12 protein-coding genes are annotated in these 16,790 nt (G+C 68.1%); 8 read left to right on the forward strand and 4 right to left on the reverse strand.

Annotation, left to right across the window (positions count from 1 at the left end; all coding sequences use genetic code 11):
• Positions 1-2 precede the first annotated feature (2 nt).
• The gene (locus tag ABJF88_14020) at positions 3-179 is read right to left on the reverse strand and encodes a hypothetical protein (protein ID MEP0548047.1); all 177 of its coding nucleotides are present in this window, start codon (positions 177-179) and stop codon (positions 3-5) included.
• 264 nt (positions 180-443) lie between these two features.
• On the opposite strand from ABJF88_14020, the gene ABJF88_14025 reads away from it, so the two are divergent.
• On the forward strand, positions 444-4,667 hold the full coding sequence (locus ABJF88_14025; GenBank protein ID MEP0548048.1) for a two-component regulator propeller domain-containing protein: 4,224 nt from the start codon (positions 444-446) through the stop codon (positions 4,665-4,667).
• 104 nt (positions 4,668-4,771) lie between these two features.
• On the opposite strand, the gene ABJF88_14030 is transcribed toward ABJF88_14025, so the two are convergent.
• Positions 4,772-5,476, reverse strand: a complete 705-nt coding sequence (locus ABJF88_14030; GenBank protein ID MEP0548049.1) for a type 1 glutamine amidotransferase domain-containing protein — start codon at positions 5,474-5,476, stop codon at positions 4,772-4,774.
• A gap of 47 nt (positions 5,477-5,523) precedes the next feature.
• Complete coding sequence (locus ABJF88_14035) at positions 5,524-6,099, reverse strand: type 1 glutamine amidotransferase domain-containing protein (GenBank protein MEP0548050.1); 576 nt, start codon at positions 6,097-6,099, stop codon at positions 5,524-5,526.
• A gap of 190 nt (positions 6,100-6,289) precedes the next feature.
• Between ABJF88_14035 and ileS the strand changes: the two genes are divergently transcribed.
• The 3 genes from ileS to lspA all read left to right on the forward strand — a co-directional run bounded on the left by ileS (position 6,290) and on the right by lspA (position 10,799).
• Positions 6,290-9,511 (forward strand): isoleucine--tRNA ligase, encoded by a 3,222-nt coding sequence (gene ileS, locus ABJF88_14040; GenBank protein ID MEP0548051.1) that lies wholly within the window; start codon positions 6,290-6,292, stop codon positions 9,509-9,511.
• 83 nt (positions 9,512-9,594) lie between these two features.
• Positions 9,595-10,017 (forward strand): TraR/DksA C4-type zinc finger protein, encoded by a 423-nt coding sequence (locus ABJF88_14045; protein MEP0548052.1) that lies wholly within the window; start codon positions 9,595-9,597, stop codon positions 10,015-10,017.
• A 107-nt stretch (positions 10,018-10,124) separates the two neighbouring features.
• Positions 10,125-10,799 (forward strand): signal peptidase II, encoded by a 675-nt coding sequence (gene lspA, locus ABJF88_14050; protein MEP0548053.1) that lies wholly within the window; start codon positions 10,125-10,127, stop codon positions 10,797-10,799.
• A gap of 12 nt (positions 10,800-10,811) precedes the next feature.
• Here lspA and ABJF88_14055 read toward each other — a convergent pair whose 3' ends face one another.
• Positions 10,812-11,486, reverse strand: coding sequence for a carboxypeptidase-like regulatory domain-containing protein (locus tag ABJF88_14055; protein MEP0548054.1), 675 nt, complete (start codon positions 11,484-11,486; stop codon positions 10,812-10,814).
• A gap of 276 nt (positions 11,487-11,762) precedes the next feature.
• Between ABJF88_14055 and lepA the strand changes: the two genes are divergently transcribed.
• From lepA to lepB (ABJF88_14075), 4 genes are all read left to right on the forward strand, one after another.
• Entirely contained in the window at positions 11,763-13,565 is a 1,803-nt protein-coding gene (lepA, locus tag ABJF88_14060; GenBank protein MEP0548055.1) for a translation elongation factor 4, read from the forward strand.
• A 72-nt stretch (positions 13,566-13,637) separates the two neighbouring features.
• A complete protein-coding gene (locus ABJF88_14065; GenBank protein ID MEP0548056.1) occupies positions 13,638-14,456 on the forward strand; it encodes a hypothetical protein in 819 nt (272 codons plus the stop codon).
• A 43-nt stretch (positions 14,457-14,499) separates the two neighbouring features.
• Positions 14,500-15,627: a signal peptidase I gene (lepB, locus tag ABJF88_14070; GenBank protein MEP0548057.1), complete on the forward strand. Its 1,128-nt coding sequence runs from the start codon at positions 14,500-14,502 to the stop codon at positions 15,625-15,627.
• A gap of 73 nt (positions 15,628-15,700) precedes the next feature.
• Positions 15,701-16,762 carry a signal peptidase I gene (gene lepB, locus ABJF88_14075; GenBank protein MEP0548058.1) on the forward strand — a complete coding sequence of 354 codons (1,062 nt, stop codon included), beginning with the start codon at positions 15,701-15,703 and terminating at the stop codon, positions 16,760-16,762.
• Positions 16,763-16,790 lie beyond the last annotated feature (28 nt).

Genomic DNA, 16,790 nt, shown 5'->3' on the forward strand with positions numbered 1-16,790 from the left:
GACTACGCGTCCAGCCGCTCGAACTGCTCGAAGAGGTCCTGCTCGATCTCCTCATTCGTGAAGCGGAGGTCGCCCAGCGAGAAATCGACCGAGAACCGGGAGTGCGCGGACGTGCTGCGCGAGGTGACGGCGAGGAGCGCGCCGGCGAAGAGGGCGGAGAGGGATGCGAGCGTAAGCATGGGACCGGAGGTTGGATGAGGAGGGAAACCCGTCCCGTCGGGGGGCGGAGCGACCGATGCGCGGCCGACGATGCAAGTATCGCCCTGTGGCCCGCTCGGCCCGTTACACCTGTGTCCGATCTCTGTCGTCAGCGTCCGGTCGGACGTAAGCGACAGGGATCGGACGTGGGTGACAAAAGATTGAGGGATAAGACCTTCGGAGATAACTGTCTATTTCGTAAGATCTGGTCAGCCGGAATTGCCGATCGTCGCGTCCCTCATCTCATGGATATCCCACATCCTCTTCGCGCGGCGACCCGTGCATGCGCGATCACGTTGCTGGTCGCGCTCGGCATGGGGACGGGCGCGGGGGCACAGCCGGCCGTGCCGCCGGGCTACGTCCTCGAGCACTGGACGGTGGAGGACGGACTGCCCGTGAATGCCGTGACCGCCGTGAAGCAGGACCGCCACGGCTACCTGTGGGTCGCCACCTTCGACGGCCTCGTCCGATTCGACGGCGACCGCTTCACCGTCTTCGACATCGGCGACTCCCCGGCGATGTACTCGAACCGCGTCTCGTACCTCGTCGAAGCGTCCGACGGTGGTCTCTGGCTCAACGCCGGGCTGCCCGTGCGCTTCGCCGACGGCCGCTTCACGACGTATGGCCCGGACGCGGGGCTGCCGGGCACGCGCTCGAATGTGATCTACGAGGACCCCGGCGGCACGCTCTGGGTAGGCACGAACCGCGGCGTCGCCCGCTATGCCGACGGGCGGTTCCATCCGCTCGGCACCGACGTCATGGAGGCGAACGTGTGGGCGCTCTTCAGGGATAGCCGGGGCGCGCTCTGGGGGAACACAGCGGACGAGGGGCTCTGGCGCTACCAGGGCGATGGCTGGGAGGACTTCACGGGGGCAGATGGACTGGCGGCGAGGGGAGTCGCAGCCTTCGCCGAGGCCCCCGACGGCGCCGTGTGGATCGCGACCACCGAGGGCATCAGCCGCTACCGCGACGGTGCCTTCGCAACGGTGCCGGTCGACGGGGCCTCCTGGCCTTACGACGTGTACGGGATCGGCGTCCACGCATTCGGCGATGCGCTCTTGCTGTCGGTCGGGACGATCGGCATCGACAGGAACCTCGTCCTCCGCTACGAGGACGGCCGACTGCGGCTAGTGGGCCGGGCCGAACTCGACGCCTACGTCCGCGCCGCCTCGGACCGGGGGGAGGGCGAGGCCTGGCTGCTCATCGGCCAGCACGTGTACCACCAGGGCCGGCACGTCACCGAGGTGCCCTCGCTCATCAACGGTCACGTGGTGGACGCCGAAGGGAACCTCTGGCTCGGGATGGACCGCGACGGCCTCTACCAAATGCGGCCGGCCCTCTTCACCGTCTACGGAAGCCCCGAGGGCCTCACGCACGACAACCTGTACCCCGTCTTCGAGGCCCGCGACGGAACCCTGTGGGCCGGCAGTCTGAACTGGGGAGTCAACCGGATCGACAGGGCGGAGGGGCCGAGGGCCGGGCAGATCGACGTCGCCAACTTCACGATGGCGGACGGGCTCGCGGGCGACATCGTCCGTTCGGTCTACGAGGACCGCGACGGAACGCTGTGGGTGGGGACCTGGGACGGGCTTACCCGCTTCGAGGGGGGCGTGGTCTCGCCCGAGCACGCCACGGTGTTGCTGCCGAACCACCGCGTCGAGGCCATCCTCCAGGACCGTGCAGGGCGGCTCTGGTTCGGCACGTCGGAGGGGCTCTACCGCTACGAAAACGGGGTCCGGACGCCGTTCACCATCGCCGACGGCCTCGCCCACAACCACGTCCGCGTCCTCCTCGAAACGCGCGACGGTGCGCTCTGGGCCGGCACGAACGGCGGCGGGCTCAGTCGCTACCACGAGGGTCGGTTCCACTCGTTCACCACCGCCGACGGACTTTCGAGCGATCTCGTCCGCGCGCTCTACGAAGGCGAGGACGGCATCCTCTGGGTCGGCACGGAGGGACGCGGCCTCACCCGGCTCGACCTCCGCGATGGGTTGGAGGCCGCCCACACGACGGTCTACCTCGAGCAGGACGGCCTCTTCGACGGCGTCATCCACCAGATCCTCGACGACGGTTTCGGCCGGCTGTGGATGAGCACGAACCGCGGCATCTTCTGGGTGGAGCGCGCCGAGCTCGACGCCTTCGCCGAGGGCCGCGCCGGCCGCATCCACTCCACGGGCTACACCGAGCGCGACGGGCTCCGCAATCGCGAGGCGAACGGCGGCGTGCAGTCGGCCGGAATCCGGGCGCGCGACGGCCGGCTGTGGTTCCCGACGCAGGCGGGCCTCGCCGTGGTCGATCCGGCCCGCGTCCAGGCCGCGCCGGTCACGATCTCCGTCGAGCGTATCGGAGCGAACGGCGCCCGCGTTCCCATCCTGGAGGGCGGGGTGGCGCTGCCGACGGAAGAGCGCAGCCTCGACCTGGCGTTCACGGCCCCGGTCCTGAGCGAGCCCGACAAGCTGCACTTCCAGTACCGCCTCGAAGGTCTCGATGCGGGGTGGATCGAGGCGGGGGCTCGCCACGTGGCCCACTACGCCCGCCTGCCCCCCGGCACCTACGCCTTCCACGTTAGGGCCTATTACAAGGGGCAGTGGAGCGAGCTCGCGGAGCCCCTCGCCGTGACCGTCGCGCCGCTTTTCTACGAGACGTGGTGGTTCGCCGTGCTGTGCGGGCTCGGAGCCGTCGGGCTTCTCCACGCCGGCTACCGCGCCCGCGTCCGCCAGCTACGACGGCGGCAGGAGGGGCTCGAAGCGCTCGTCCGGGAGCGGACGCGGGACCTGCGCGCGGAGAAGCGGACCTCCGAGGAGCGTGCCGAGCGGCTCCGCGAGGTGGACCGGCTCAAGAGCCGGTTCTTTACGAACGTCAGCCACGAGTTCCGCACGCCGCTCACGCTCACGATCTGCCCCCTCGAAGACGTGCAGGCCGAGGCCGACCTGCCCACGCCCGTGCGACAGAACGTGGACCTCGCCCTCCGCAACAGCCGCCGTCTGCTCCACCTCATCAACCAGCTCCTCGACGTGGCGAAGCTGGAGGTGGGCGAGATGCGCCTCGAAGCGCAGCGGCAGGACCTCGGTGCGTTCCTCTCCGCGCTCGCGCTCGCCTTCGTCCCCCTCGCCGAGCGCCGGGGCGTCCGCTTCGAGGTGGACCTCCCCGGCGGCCCGGTGCCGGTCTGGTTCGACGGGGAGAAGCTGGAGCAGGTCGTCGGCAACCTCCTCTCGAACGCGTTCAAGTTCACGCCCGAGGGCGGGGCGATCCGCGTCGTGCTGGAGCGGGGAGACGGAGCGGCCGTCATCGGCGTGCGCGACAGCGGCCCCGGCATCGCCGCCGACGTGATGCCGCACCTCTTCGAGCGGTTCTACCAGGTCGAGCGTACGCACGCTGCGCTCCAGGCCGGCACGGGCATCGGGCTCTCGCTCGCGAAAGAGCTGACGGAACTCCACGGTGGACGCCTCGTCGTCGAGAGCGTCGTCGGGTTCGGATCGACGTTCACCCTCACGCTCCCGCTCGGGCGCGACCACCTCCGGGACGATCAGCTCGCGGAGCCGGGCGCCGAGGCGTGGGTCCTGCGCGCCGACCGCGCCACGCTCGGAGCCCGCGCCACGTTCGGGAGCGACCACGGAGAGGAGTCTCCGATAGCTCCCGGCGATGCGCTCGGCGACGCTGACGACCGCACGACCGTCCTCGTGGTCGATGACAACCCCGATCTCCGCACCTACGTCCGCGGCCACCTCGAAGGGCGCTACCGCGTGCTCGAAGCGGCCGACGGAGCGGAAGCGCTCCGCGCCGTGCGCGAGGCCCTCCCGGACCTCGTCGTCAGCGACGTGATGATGCCGGAGATGGACGGGTTCGAACTCGTCCGCGCCCTCCACGCCGACCGCGACACGGACTTCATCCCTGTCATCCTGCTCACGGCGAAGGCGACAGCGGACGAGCGCGTCGAGGGGCTGGGCGAGGGGGCCGACGACTACCTCACCAAGCCGTTCCACCCCGCCGAGCTGAAGGCGCGCGTGGACAACCTCATCGCGTCGCGGCAGAAGCTCAAAGAGCGGTTCCTGCACGGGACTCCATCGAGCGCCCTGCCCGAGCCGTCGGGCGACGGGGCCGACGTCGAAGCGGCCGAGCCGGACGGGCTCTCGGCGTCGGACCACGCGTTCGTCGACCGCGTCCGTGCGGCGGTGGAGGCCCGGCTCGCCGACGAAGACTTCACCGTGGAAGAGCTCGCCGAGGCGGTGTCGGTGAGCCGCAGCACGCTCCACGCCCGGCTGCGCGCAGCCGTCGACGAGTCGCCCTCGGGCTTGATCCGCACGATCCGGCTCGAACGGGCGGCCGGCCTCCTGCGCCAGCGCAAAGGGACGGTGAGTGAGGTAGCGTACGCGGTGGGGTTCAAAAGCGTGTCCTACTTCTCGCAGGCGTTCCGCGCGGAGCACGGCACCTCGCCCTCGGCCTATGCCGACGAGCAGGTCCATGCCTGAGGCGGGGCGCGTCGGGCTCCCGAAAGAGGACAGACGAAGAAAGCCACGGCCGACGGGGCGCGGAAACGCCCGTCGGCCGTGGCCTGACGCAGAAGCCCGGTCCGTTAGCGCGAGGCTGACGCGGTCTCGACGGCGAGGAGTTCCAACAGCGCTTCGGCCGCAGGCGCCGACGAGGCCGGGTTCTGCCCCGTGATGAGCGTGCCATCGGTGACGACGTGCGCGGCCCAGTCCTCGCCGCGCTCGAACGAGCCGGCGAGCGAGCGGAGCCGGTCTTCGAGCAGGAACGGCACGACCTCCGTGAGGCCGACGCCTTCTTCCTCGGAGTTGGTGAACGCGGTGACGCGCTTGCCGTCGAGGTACGACGTGCCGTCCGCGTCCGTCACGCCGACGAGGGCGGCGGGGCCGTGGCAGACGGAGCCGACGGGCTTGTCGGCCTCGAAGAACGCGGCGAGGAGTGCGGCTGTCGTGTGGTCGGTCGCGAGGTCCCACATCGGGCCGTGGCCGCCGGGGACGAAGACGGCGTCGAAATCCGTCGCGTCGATGTCGGCGAGCTTCGTCGTCGTTGCGAGGCGCTGCCGGGCATCGTCGTCGTCGCGGAAACGGCGCGTGTCGTCGGTCTGTGCGTCAGGCTGGTCGGACATCGGATCGAGTGGGGGCTGGCCGCCCTTCGGCGAGGCGAGCGTCACGTTCACGCCGGCGTCGACGAACGCGTAATACGGCGCGGCGAACTCCTCCAGCCAGAAGCCGGTCTTGTCGCCCGTCGTGCCAAGCGTGTCGTGGGAGGTGAGGATCATCAAAACGTTCTTCATCGGAGCCTTCGGGTTAAGGGTAATTCAGAGAGGGGGGCGGAAATGGATCAGACGCTTTGCGCCTGCGCCTCGTGCTTCCCTTCGCAGAACTCCTCGACGAGTTTGTCGCAGAAGGCGGGGAGATCGTCGGGGTTGCGGCTCGTGACGAGGCCTTGATCGACGACGACTTCTTCGTCCACCCATGTCGCGCCCGCGTTGCGGAGGTCGGTCTGGAGCGTGGAGTACGAGGTCACCGTCCGGCCCTGGAGCACGTCGGCTTCGGCGAGGAGCCACGGCGCGTGGCAGATCGCGCCGACGGGCTTCTTCTGCTCGAAGAACGCGCGGACGAACGCGACCGCATCGTCGCTGCCGCGCAGCGTGTCCGCGCCGACGGTGCCGCCGGGGATCACGAGGCCGTCGAAGTCCTCGGCCGAGACGTCGGCGAAGGTCGCGTCGACGGCGTACGTGCCTCCGCTGTCGAGGTCGTTGTTGACGGTCTGCGCGTCGCCGGACTCGGTGCTGATGACGGTGACGGTTGCGCCGGCGTCTTCGACGGCTTGTTTGGGCTGGACGAACTCGGGTTCTTCGGTGCCGCGGGGGGCGATGAGGAGGGCAATGCGCTTGCCGTTGAGAGAGGTAGCCATGACGGGAGGGGAGAGGTGAGGGGGAGCGATGGGGCCGGGCCGCATCGGGCGGCGCCGGTGGGGACTAAACCCGGAGCGCCGCAGCAGGGTTCTGAGGTCCCGATGAATCTCCCGGTGCGCAGAACGGAACAGGCTTCGGCCGATGGTATCTTTCGGGCTTCTCCCGAATCGCCCCGTTTCGCCCCGCTCCATGCCGACTTACCCCGCCGTTCCGCAGTTCGACCACGCCGCCGCCGAGGAGGAGACCCTCGCGTGGTGGGACGCCCACGACGTGTTCGAGCAGAGCCTGAAGATCCGAGAGGGCGCGCCGAACTTCGTGTTCTACGAGGGGCCGCCGACGGCGAACGGGAAGCCGGGCATCCACCACGTCATGGCGCGGACGATCAAGGACCTCTTCTGCCGCTACAAGACGATGAAGGGCTTCCGCGTCGACCGCAAGGCTGGGTGGGACACGCACGGGCTGCCGGTCGAGATCGAGGTCGAGAAGGAGCTCGGGCTCGAAGGGCGGCACCAGGTCGAGGAGTACGGCGTGGCGGAATACAACGCGAAGTGCCGCGAATCCGTCCTCCGCTACAAAGACCTGTGGGACAGCCTCACGCGGCGGATGGGCTACTGGGTCGACCTCGGCGACCCGTACGTCACGTTCGAGAACGACTACATCGAGTCGGTCTGGAACCTGATCCAGCGGATCGGCGAGCGGCGCACCGACGCAGGCGAGTCGTTCCTCTACCGCGGCTACAAGATCCAGTGGTACAGCCCCGGCAGCGGGACCGTCCTCTCGTCGCACGAGGTCTCGCTCGGCTATAAAGAGGTACAGGACGTGAGCATCACGGTCCGGGCCGCTGTCATCGGTCAGGACGACACGTACCTCCTCGCGTGGACGACGACGCCGTGGACGATCCCCTCGAACGCCGCGATGGCCGTGGGGAAGAACATCGACTACGTCAAAGTCCGCCAGACGCGCGACGACGGCACGGACGAATATCTCATCCTCGCGGCGAAGCTCGTCGACAAGCAGATCAAGGGCGAGCACGAGATCGTCGAGCGGATGAAAGGGGCCGACCTCGTCGGGCTCCGTTACGAGCCGATGTGGCCGCAGATCGCCGCGTTCATCGACGCCGACGACGAACTCCGCCCGCACCGCGACGCGCTGTGGCAGGTCGTCGCCGCTGATTATGTCACGACGGAGGACGGCACGGGCATCGTCCACACCGCGCCCGCCTTCGGCGCTGACGACTTCAGCACGGGGCAGAAGCACGGCCTCAGCCTGCTCAACCCGATGCGCCCCGACGGCACGTTCGCCCCCAGCCTCGACGTGATCGGCGGGTTGTGGTTCAAGGACGCCGACCGTCCGATCATCCGCGACCTGAGCGCGCGCGGGCTGCTTTTCCGCGAGGACTCGTACCTCCACAACTACCCGCACGACTGGCGCAAAGGCACGCCGCTCATGCAGTATCCGGTGGAGAGCTGGTTCATCCGCACGACGGCCATCAAGGACCGCCTCGTCGAGCTGAACCGGACGATCAACTGGCAGCCCGAAGGCATCGGCGAGGGGCGGTTCGGGCAGTGGCTCGAAGGTAACGTCGACTGGGCCATCAGCCGGATGCGCTACTGGGGCACGCCGATCCCGATCTGGGTCAACGACGCCGACGAGGAGGACATCGTCGTGATCGGTTCCGTCGCCGAGCTGCGCGAGAAGGCAGGGCTGAGCGATGACGAAGTGCTCGACCTGCACCGGCCGTTCGTGGACGACATCACGTGGCCCGCGCCGAATGGCGGGACGTACCGCCGCATCCCCGACCTCCTCGACGTGTGGTTCGACAGCGGGGCGATGCCGTTCGCGCAGTGGCACTACCCGTTCGAGAACGAGCAGAAATTCGAGCGCAACGTCCCGGCCGACTTCATCGCTGAGGGTGTCGATCAGACGCGCGGCTGGTTCTACACGCTCCACGCGATCGCCGCGCTCGTCGCCGACCGCGTGGCGTATAAGAACGTCGTCGTCAACGGGCTCGTGCTCGACGAGAACGGCGAGAAGATGTCGAAGTCGAAGGGGAACACCGTCGAGCCGTTCGGTGCGATCGCGAAGCACGGCGTCGACCCGCTGCGGTGGTCGATGATGAGCCAGAGCGCGCCGTGGGAGAGCCTCCGCTACTCCGACCGCGCCGTCGAGGAGACGAAGCGGAAGTTCTTCTCCACCGTCACGAACACGTACAGCTTCTTCGCCACGTACGCGAATCTCGACGGCTTCGCCTACGACAAGTCGAACGCGACCGCGCTCGCCGACCGCGCCGAGCTCGACCGCTGGATCCTCTCGCGCTTGCACACGACGGCTGGAGCCGTCGACGCCGCGTTCGACGCCTACCATCCGACGCAGGCCGCGCGGGCGATGGAGACGTTCGTCGACGACCTCTCGAACTGGTACCTCCGCCGCAGCCGCCGCCGTTTCTGGAAGTCGGAGAGCGACGCCGACAAGCAGGCCGCGTACGAGACGGTCTACGAGTGCCTCACGACGCTCGCGAAGCTGATGGCCCCGCTCGCGCCGTTCTACGCCGAGTGGCTGTGGGACAAGCTCAAGACCGACGCCGACCCGCTCTCGGTCCACCTCACCGACTTCCCCTCGGGCGAGGCCTCGGCCGTCGACGTGGCACTCGAGGAGCGGATGGCGCTCGCGCGAACCGTCGCGTCCATCACGCTCGCGCTCCGCAACGAGGCCGGGCTCAACGTCCGGCAGCCGCTCGGCCAGATCTCCGTCGTGACCGGGACGGCCGGCGTGGACGAGGCCGTGCTCCGCTCTGTCGAGAGCATCGTGCTCGACGAGGTCAACGTGAAGCGGCTGGAGGCCATCGGGTCGGGGAGTCGGCTCGTCGAGAAGTCGGCGAAGCCCAACTTCAAAGCGCTCGGCAAGCGGCTCGGGTCGAAGATGAAAGCGGCGAACGCCGCGGTCCGTGCGCTCGACACCGACGCGATCACGCAGTACGAACAGGAGGGGCAGCTAATCCTGTCGCTCGACGGCGAGGACGTGACGTTCGGAGAGGGCGACATCGACGTGGTCAGCGAGGGGATCGAGGGACACCTCGTCGGGCAGGAGGGGAACGTAACCGTCGCGCTCGACACGACGTTGACGGAGGCGTTGCGAAAAGAGGGGATCGCTCGTGAGTTCGTCAATCGGGTCCAGAATTTGCGTAAGTCGGCGGGATATGCCATCTCAGACCGGATCGTCGTTACCTTTGGCGGCTCCGAAGGCCTCGCCGAGGCGATAGAAGCCCACGCCGCTACGATTCGGAACGAGACCCTCGCCGAGACGTTGAGCGCATCCGGCACGCCCTCAGGCGACGCTGTGCAGGGGTTTGAGATCGGCGACGCTACTGTCGAGATTGGCGTTAGGCGCGTGAGCGCTGCGCACGAAGCTTGACGGCGGCAGCGACCTCGGGGGAGGCGCGCTCCGTCTATTTAATACGACCATCCATAGACCCGGTGCTGGACGCCGGACACGAAATGAGCAGCGAAACAGCCAACGGTAAAGTCAACGGAAGCCAGGGTGGGGGGCAGCGCCGCACGCCGTTCTCCGACGAGGAGCTCGAGGAGTTCCGCACCCTGATCCTGAGCAAGCGCGAGAGCGCGCAGGAAGACATCGACGCGATGCGGGCCCAGGTCGAGGACTCGCGCGAACACGAGAGCGACTCGGCGTACTCGTTCCACATGGCCGACGCCGGCACCGACGCGATGGAGCGCGAGAAGCTCTACCTCATGATCGCCCGGCAGCAGAAGTATCTCGGCTACCTCGACCGCGCCCTCGAACGGATCGACAACAAGACCTACGGCATCTGCAAGGTCAGCGGGAAGCCGATCGCCGTGGAGCGCCTCCGCGCCGTCCCGCACACAGAGATCTCGATCGACGCCAAGCGGAAGCAGAAATGAAGACGTGGTGCGTGCACGCGCAGCCTTCCGCAAGGAAACGTGATGCGTGAGACGCGCATCAGCGTTCGCGCTCGACTTCACGTATCCCGCATTACGCATCACGTTCCATGCGCCTCCTCTGGGTATCGTTCTTCCTCCTCGTCGTCGATCAGCTCACGAAGCAGTGGGTGCACGCGACGATGCTCCCCGGTGAGTCGATCCCCATCCTCGGGGACGTCCTCCGGCTGACGTACACGACGAACCCGGGGATGGCCTTCGGGCTCACGCTCGGCTCGAAGCTGTTCCTCACGCTGTTCTCGATCCTCGCCACGGTGATGATTGGGGTGTACCTCTGGTACGTGCGGAAGGGGCCGTGGGGCTACCGGCTCTCGCTCGCCCTCATCATCGGCGGGGCCGTCGGCAACGTCATCGACCGGACGTTCTACGGCGTGTTCTACGGCTACGGGCCGCTGTTCTACGGCGAGGTCGTCGACTTCATCCACGTCGATCTCTGGCGTGGCGTCGTGGCCGAGTGGGTGCCGTTCTTCGGCGGCAATTACCTCTCGCTCTTCCCGATCTGGAACGTGGCCGACATGGCGATCGTCGTCGGGGTGGCGGCGATCATCCTCTTCCAGAAGCGGTTTCACGAGGGGCTCGTCGCTACGCAAACCGATCAGCCCGCGTCGCACCCGGCCACCGGCGGTTACGATGGAAACGGCCGACCCGCGTCCGCTGACGCCGTGCCCACCGCTGACGCCGTGCCCGCCGCCGACGCCGCACCGAAACCCACGTCCGACGGGTGAGGCGGTACGGGGTTACCGCAGGAGCGTCGAGACGGTGACGGAGATCTGGGTCGTGCCCGCGTTCGTCTGCATCGCCCGCTCCTGACCGTTGACGAGGATGCGGCCGGTGAGGGACTGGGCGGCCCCGTTCGCCCCCACGCATGTGGCGGACATCGCCGTCGCCGTCGGGCTCGTCGGTGCGGTGACCGTTTGCTCGAAGGACCACGGCAATTCGAACGTCCCGCTGCCGCCGTTCGTCCCGGTTCCGCTCGTCACGTTGTAGGCCACGGATCGGATGCCGAAGCACGTCCCGGTCAGCTCGTAGCGGACGAGGAATTCGGTCCGTTGCAGCACGATTTCCGGAACGCTCGTCTCGTGATCGACAGAGGCCTGGACCGTGCGACTCATCTCTTCATAGCCGTCGGCGAAGATGTTGAGCGTGACCTGTTGGCGGGAGCTGTCAACTTCAACGCTAAGGGTGAACTCACCCTGTCCGTTGGTGATCTCAGTGACCCCATATGCCGAGGCAGCGACGTTCGCATTCCCCACCGGGGTCCCGGCAGAATCAACGACGCGGCCACTGATTGTGGCGACACCGCGCTCGTTCACGGAATCGCATCCCGTCAACAGGACCGGAGCGGTCAGAAGGCAGAGCGTGAGCGCGGCCGGAACGAGAAGTCGTTGGCCTGCTCCAAACAGGTAGGACATGGGGAGAGGAGGAAGGGTTGGGGGTGAGGACAAGGGGATAATATATAGTAGGTTGTATTCGGTTCATCCGAGTCCGTAGCACGAAACCAGTCCGGCAGGGGAGCGGTACGCCATCAGCCTAGCCGGGGGCACGGCGCGAGCCCGCCGATGGGGGTTAAACGGAAGGTTCACGGGTAGGGAGGGCGGGGTTCGGCGGTATATTCACGCCCCGCGCGGACCCGCCCGCCGCGCTTCGGGTTCGACCCCACCGTCCTCACGCACTCGACCGTTTCCCCCGTGGATCAGCAGCGCATCCGCAACTTCTGCATCATCGCCCACATCGACCACGGCAAGAGCACGCTCGCCGACCGGATGTTGGAAGCGACCGGCACGCTCACGAGCCGGGAGATGCAGGACCAGGTCCTCGACTCGATGGACCTCGAGCGCGAGCGCGGCATCACGATCAAGAGCCACGCGATCCGGATGAACTACAAGGCTCGCGACGGCGAGACGTACATCCTCAACCTGATCGACACGCCGGGCCACGTGGACTTCTCGTACGAGGTCAGCCGCGCGCTCAACGCCTGCGAGGGCGCGATCCTCGTCGTCGATGCCGCGCAGGGGATCGAGGCGCAGACGATCGCCAACCTGTACCAGGCGATCAACGTCGACCTCGAAATCATCCCGGTCCTCAACAAGATCGACCTGCCGAGCGCGCGGCCTGAGATCGTCGCCCAGACGATTACCGACCTCATCGGCGGCGATCCCGACGACGTACTCCACGTCAGTGCGAAGACGGGGATGGGGATCGAGGACGTGCTCGAAGCCGTCGTCGCCCGCGTTCCGCCGCCCGACGGCGACCCTGACGCCCCGCTCAAGAGCGCCATCTTCGACTCCGTGTTCGACCAGTACCGCGGTGCCATCGCGTATGTCCGCGTCTTCGACGGGACGCTCAACGAGGGCGACCCCATCCTCTTCATGGCGACCGACAAGCGGTACTTTGCCGAGGAGATCGGCGTGCTGAAGATGGGGATGCAGAAGGTGAAGACGCTGAAGGCGGGCGAGGTCGGCTACGTCATCGGCAGCGTGAAGGACGTCCGCGACGCCCGCGTCGGCGACACGATCACGAACTCGAAGCGGCCGTCGCCGACGGCGGTCCCCGGTTTCCGCGACGTGAAGCCGATGGTGTTCTCCGGCATCTACCCCACGGACTCGGCCGACTTCGAGGACCTCCGCGCCTCGCTCGACAAGCTCCAGCTCAACGACGCCGCCCTCACGTACGAGCCCGAGACGAGCATGGCGCTCGGCTTCGGCTTCCGCGTCGGCTTCCTCGGCATGCTCCACATGGAGATCGTGCAGGAACGGCTCGACCGCGAGTTCGATCTCGACATCATCACGACGCTCCCCAACGTCCGCTACACCGTCGAGCTGACGAACGGGGAATCGACCGAGGTCTCGAACCCGAGCGGGATGCCGAAGACGGGCGAGATCGCTGAGATCCGCGAGCCCTACATCAAAGCGCAGATCATCACGCCGACCGAGTACATCGGCTCGCTCATGACGCTCTGCCAGGACCGCCGCGGCAACTACATCAACACGAACTACCTCGACACCGAGCGCGTCGACCTCCAATACGAGCTGCCGCTCGGCGAGGTCGTCTTCGACTTCTACGACAAGCTGAAGTCGGTCAGCCGGGGCTACGCCTCGCTCGACTACGAGATCATCGACGAGCGCCCGTCCCACCTCGTCAAGCTCGACGTGCTGCTCAACGGCGAGCCCGTCGATGCGCTCTCGACGATCGTGCACCGGGACAAGGCGTACGAGATGGGCCGCAAGCTGTCGTCGAAGCTGCGGGAGCTCATCCCGAAGCAGCTCTACGACGTGGCTATCCAGGCCGCGATTGGCTCGAAGATCATCGCCCGCGAGACGGTGAAGGCGCTGCGGAAGGATGTCACGGCGAAGTGCTACGGCGGCGACATCAGCCGGAAGCGGAAGCTGCTCGAAAAGCAGAAGGAAGGGAAGAAGCGGATGAAGCAGGTCGGCAGCGTGGAGGTGCCGCAGGAGGCGTTCCTCGCCGTGCTCTCGATGGACGAAGGGTAAGGGATGGCGATGCGGCGGGGTGTTCGGCGATGGCGTAGGGACGTAGCAAGCTGCGCCTGTGCGGGCGCGGCGATGCTTCTGCTCGCGCTCGGATCCACGGCGCAGGCCCAGTCCGCGCGGCTCACCGAGGCGCTGCAACTGCAGCGGGCGAAGGTCCGCATGGGCGAGATCGTGGGCGAGATGGGGATCGCGATTCCCCCGCGCGGTCCGGCCGAGATCGAAACAGAGCCGAGCGAAGCCGCCAGCCTCCTGTTCTGGTGGCTCCCCCGGAGCCGCACGCCCCGCGTCGCGCTCGACCCGATCCCGCTCGTTGCCCCGGCCGAGCCCGCACCGGAGCCGCCCGCGCCGACGCTCGGCCGCATCCGGTGGGACCGCGTCGGCCCCGGCGAGCAGGAGGCATTCCTCGACCGCTACCGCGAAGCGCTCTGGACCGTCGACGGGATGCGGTTCTTCACCGCGCTCGACACGATCCCGACGCCCAAGCTCCGCTCCCGCCTCTTCGGCCTCTTCGGCGCGCCGACGCGGACGGCGATCGCGCGCGGCGTCAACGGCTTCAATGGCAACGACGATGTGCAGTTCGAGTACTGGTTCGTCGTCAACGACTCGATCCCGTTCGTCGCGCTCGACAAAGACGGGCCGTTCGGGCGCGGGCTCGTCCTCGCAGGCGACTTCGCCCACACCGCCGTGCTCGGGGCGCTGAAGCGCGACTTCGCCGAGCAGATGATGACGCGGGCCCGGCCCATGCCGTATGTGGACTACTACCACTCGCGCGAGCGCAACCAGTGGTACCGGACCGGGTATGACGGGACGGACTACTACGTCCGCGAGATCGAGCGCCCCCGCTGGGCGGGTCGGCGCTCCGAGTCCGGGAAGTGGTACCTTTTCCGCTGACCGCATCGCGCACCCCCGTTTCCTCCCACCCTCCGACAGTCGAGTGCTGAGCACCCCGAGTAAGAAAAGCAGCGCGGCCCGCGAGGCCGCCCGCGCCCGCCGCCAGGCCGAGCGCGAGGCCGCCCGCAACGGCACGTCCGCGAAGAAGCCGGAGGGGTGGCGCGAGACGCTGCGGTTCTGGGCGTGGGCCATCCTCATCGTCCTCATCCTCCGCGCGTTCCTCTTCGAGCCGTTCCGCATCCCGACGCCGTCGATGGAGCGGACCCTCCTCGTGGGCGACTTCCTCTTCGTCTCGAAGCTCCACTACGGTGCGCGCACGCCGAGCACGATCGGCATCCCGTTCACCGGGGTCTATCTCCCCGGCCTCGAGCTTCCGCAGGCCCGTCTGCCCGGCTTCGCCGACGTCGAGCGCGGCGACGTGGCCGTGTTCAACTACCCGCCCGAGACAGGTCCGGTGGAGCGGAAAACGCCGTACATCAAGCGGCTCGTCGGCGTCCCCGGCGACACGGTGATGCTCCTCGACAAAGTGCTCTACGTCAACGGCACGCGGTTCCCGCTCGCACCGACGCAGGAGCAGAACTGGGTCGTGACGCCGAGCGAGAACGTCGGCATCCCCCGTGCCCGGCTCGAAGAGATCGACGCCGAACTCCTCGGGACGATTCCGGGCACGACGCAGATCGTCATCAACGGCCCGCCGTCGGCCGCGAAGGCGATCCGGTCGTGGCCGTACGTCGCGTCCGTCGAGGGCTATGCGATCCCTGAAGGCCGCTCGAACGGGCCGATGTTCCCCGTGGGCACGTCGTTCAACCGCGACACCTACGGCCCGCTCGCCGTCCCCGCGGCGGGGCAGACCGTCCGGCTCACGTCCGAGACGTGGCCCGCGCTCGAAGACGTCATCACGCGCTACGAAGGCCACCGCGCCGAGGCACTGCCGAACGGGACATTCCGCATCGACGGCGAGATCACCAACACGTATACCTTCGCGCAGGACTACTACTTCGCGATGGGCGACAACCGCGACAACTCGCAGGATAGCCGGTTCTGGGGCTTCGTCCCGCACGACCACCTCGTCGGCAAGGCCGTGCTGATCTTCTTCTCGCTCGACATGGAGGACCGGCTCTTCGGCCTCCTCCCGACGCCGCGCCTCCGCGGCCTCCAACCGATCCGCTAGGCAGCAGGCCGCGCTCGTCGGCGCGAAACGCTGGGGGGCGTGCGTTATGCGGAGACACGAACCCGCCGCACTCTTGGTCGACGCCACACCACCGCCGCTTGCTGCCGAGCCCACCCCGGCGACGCCCCCTGAACGGCCGAGCCGGCTCCGGCCGTGGGTGATCGTCGTGGCGGCCGCGCTCGTGGCGGCGCTCGGCATCCGGCTCTTCGCGGCCGAGGCCTTCCGCATCCCCACGGCGTCGATGGAGCGGAACCTCCTCGTCGGCGACTTCCTGCTCGTCTCGAAGTTGCACTACGGCCCGCGCACGCCCGTTACGGTCGGGCTCCCGTTCACGGATCGCTACGTGCGCGGGCTCACGCTCCCTTCGGTCCGGCTACCTGGCTTCGCCGAGGTCGAGCGCGGCGACGTCGTCGTGTTCAACCACCCGACAGAGCATGGGCCGGTGGACCGGCGGACGCACTTCATCAAGCGCGTCGTCGGGCTGCCGGGCGACACGGTCGCCGTCGTCGAGAAAGACGTGCGCGTCAACGGGGAGCCGCTCCCGCTCGGGCCGGAGATGCAGTTCGACTGGCTCGTCGCGCTCGATCGGTCCGTTCCGTTCTCGCTCGGCGCGTTCCGCGAGCTCGGCGTGCGGTCGCCCGCCGCGCGCGAGGGGGACGGCATGTGGCGCGTGCGGATGACACTGCCCGAAGCCGAGACGGTCGCGACGTGGCCGGCGGTGGTGGACGTTCGGCCGGCCGTCGCAACGCGGACGGAGATGCTGTTCCCGTTCGGCACCCGGCAGACGCTCGACGACTACGGCCCCGTCGTCGTCCCGAAGCGGGGCCAGACGGTCCGGCTCGACGCGGCGACGTGGCCCGCCGTCCGCGACGTGGTCGAGCGCTACGAGGGCCACGCTGCGCGCCGCTTCGCCGATGGTCGCTACGAGATCGACGGCGCGATCACCGACACGTACACCTTCGAGCAGGACTACTACTTCGTCCTCGGCGACAACCGCGACGACTCCTCCGACAGCCGGCGCTGGGGCTTCGTCCCGCACAGCCATCTCGTCGGGAAAGCCGTGCTCGTCTACTTCTCGTGGGACGCCGCCGAGGGGCGTCCGCGCTTCGGCCGGCTCTTCCGGCCGATCCGATAGCGCGGTAGAAACAAGCGGCGGGAGGGCG

Source organism: Rhodothermales bacterium (genome assembly GCA_039944855.1).
Lineage (GTDB): Bacteria > Bacteroidota > Rhodothermia > Rhodothermales > JANQRZ01 > JBBSMX01.

Coding starts and splice junctions, on each gene's coding strand:
- ileS (MEP0548051.1), top strand. CDS start 6,290: ATGCCGACTTACCCCGCCGTTCCGCAGTTCGACCACGCCGCCGCCGAG.
- ABJF88_14030 (MEP0548049.1), bottom strand. CDS start 5,476: ATGAAGAACGTTTTGATGATCCTCACCTCCCACGACACGCTTGGCACG.
- ABJF88_14045 (MEP0548052.1), top strand. CDS start 9,595: ATGAGCAGCGAAACAGCCAACGGTAAAGTCAACGGAAGCCAGGGTGGG.
- ABJF88_14025 (MEP0548048.1), top strand. CDS start 444: ATGGATATCCCACATCCTCTTCGCGCGGCGACCCGTGCATGCGCGATC.
- lspA (MEP0548053.1), top strand. CDS start 10,125: ATGCGCCTCCTCTGGGTATCGTTCTTCCTCCTCGTCGTCGATCAGCTC.
- ABJF88_14020 (MEP0548047.1), bottom strand. CDS start 179: ATGCTTACGCTCGCATCCCTCTCCGCCCTCTTCGCCGGCGCGCTCCTC.
- ABJF88_14055 (MEP0548054.1), bottom strand. CDS start 11,486: ATGTCCTACCTGTTTGGAGCAGGCCAACGACTTCTCGTTCCGGCCGCG.
- ABJF88_14065 (MEP0548056.1), top strand. CDS start 13,638: ATGCTTCTGCTCGCGCTCGGATCCACGGCGCAGGCCCAGTCCGCGCGG.
- ABJF88_14035 (MEP0548050.1), bottom strand. CDS start 6,099: ATGGCTACCTCTCTCAACGGCAAGCGCATTGCCCTCCTCATCGCCCCC.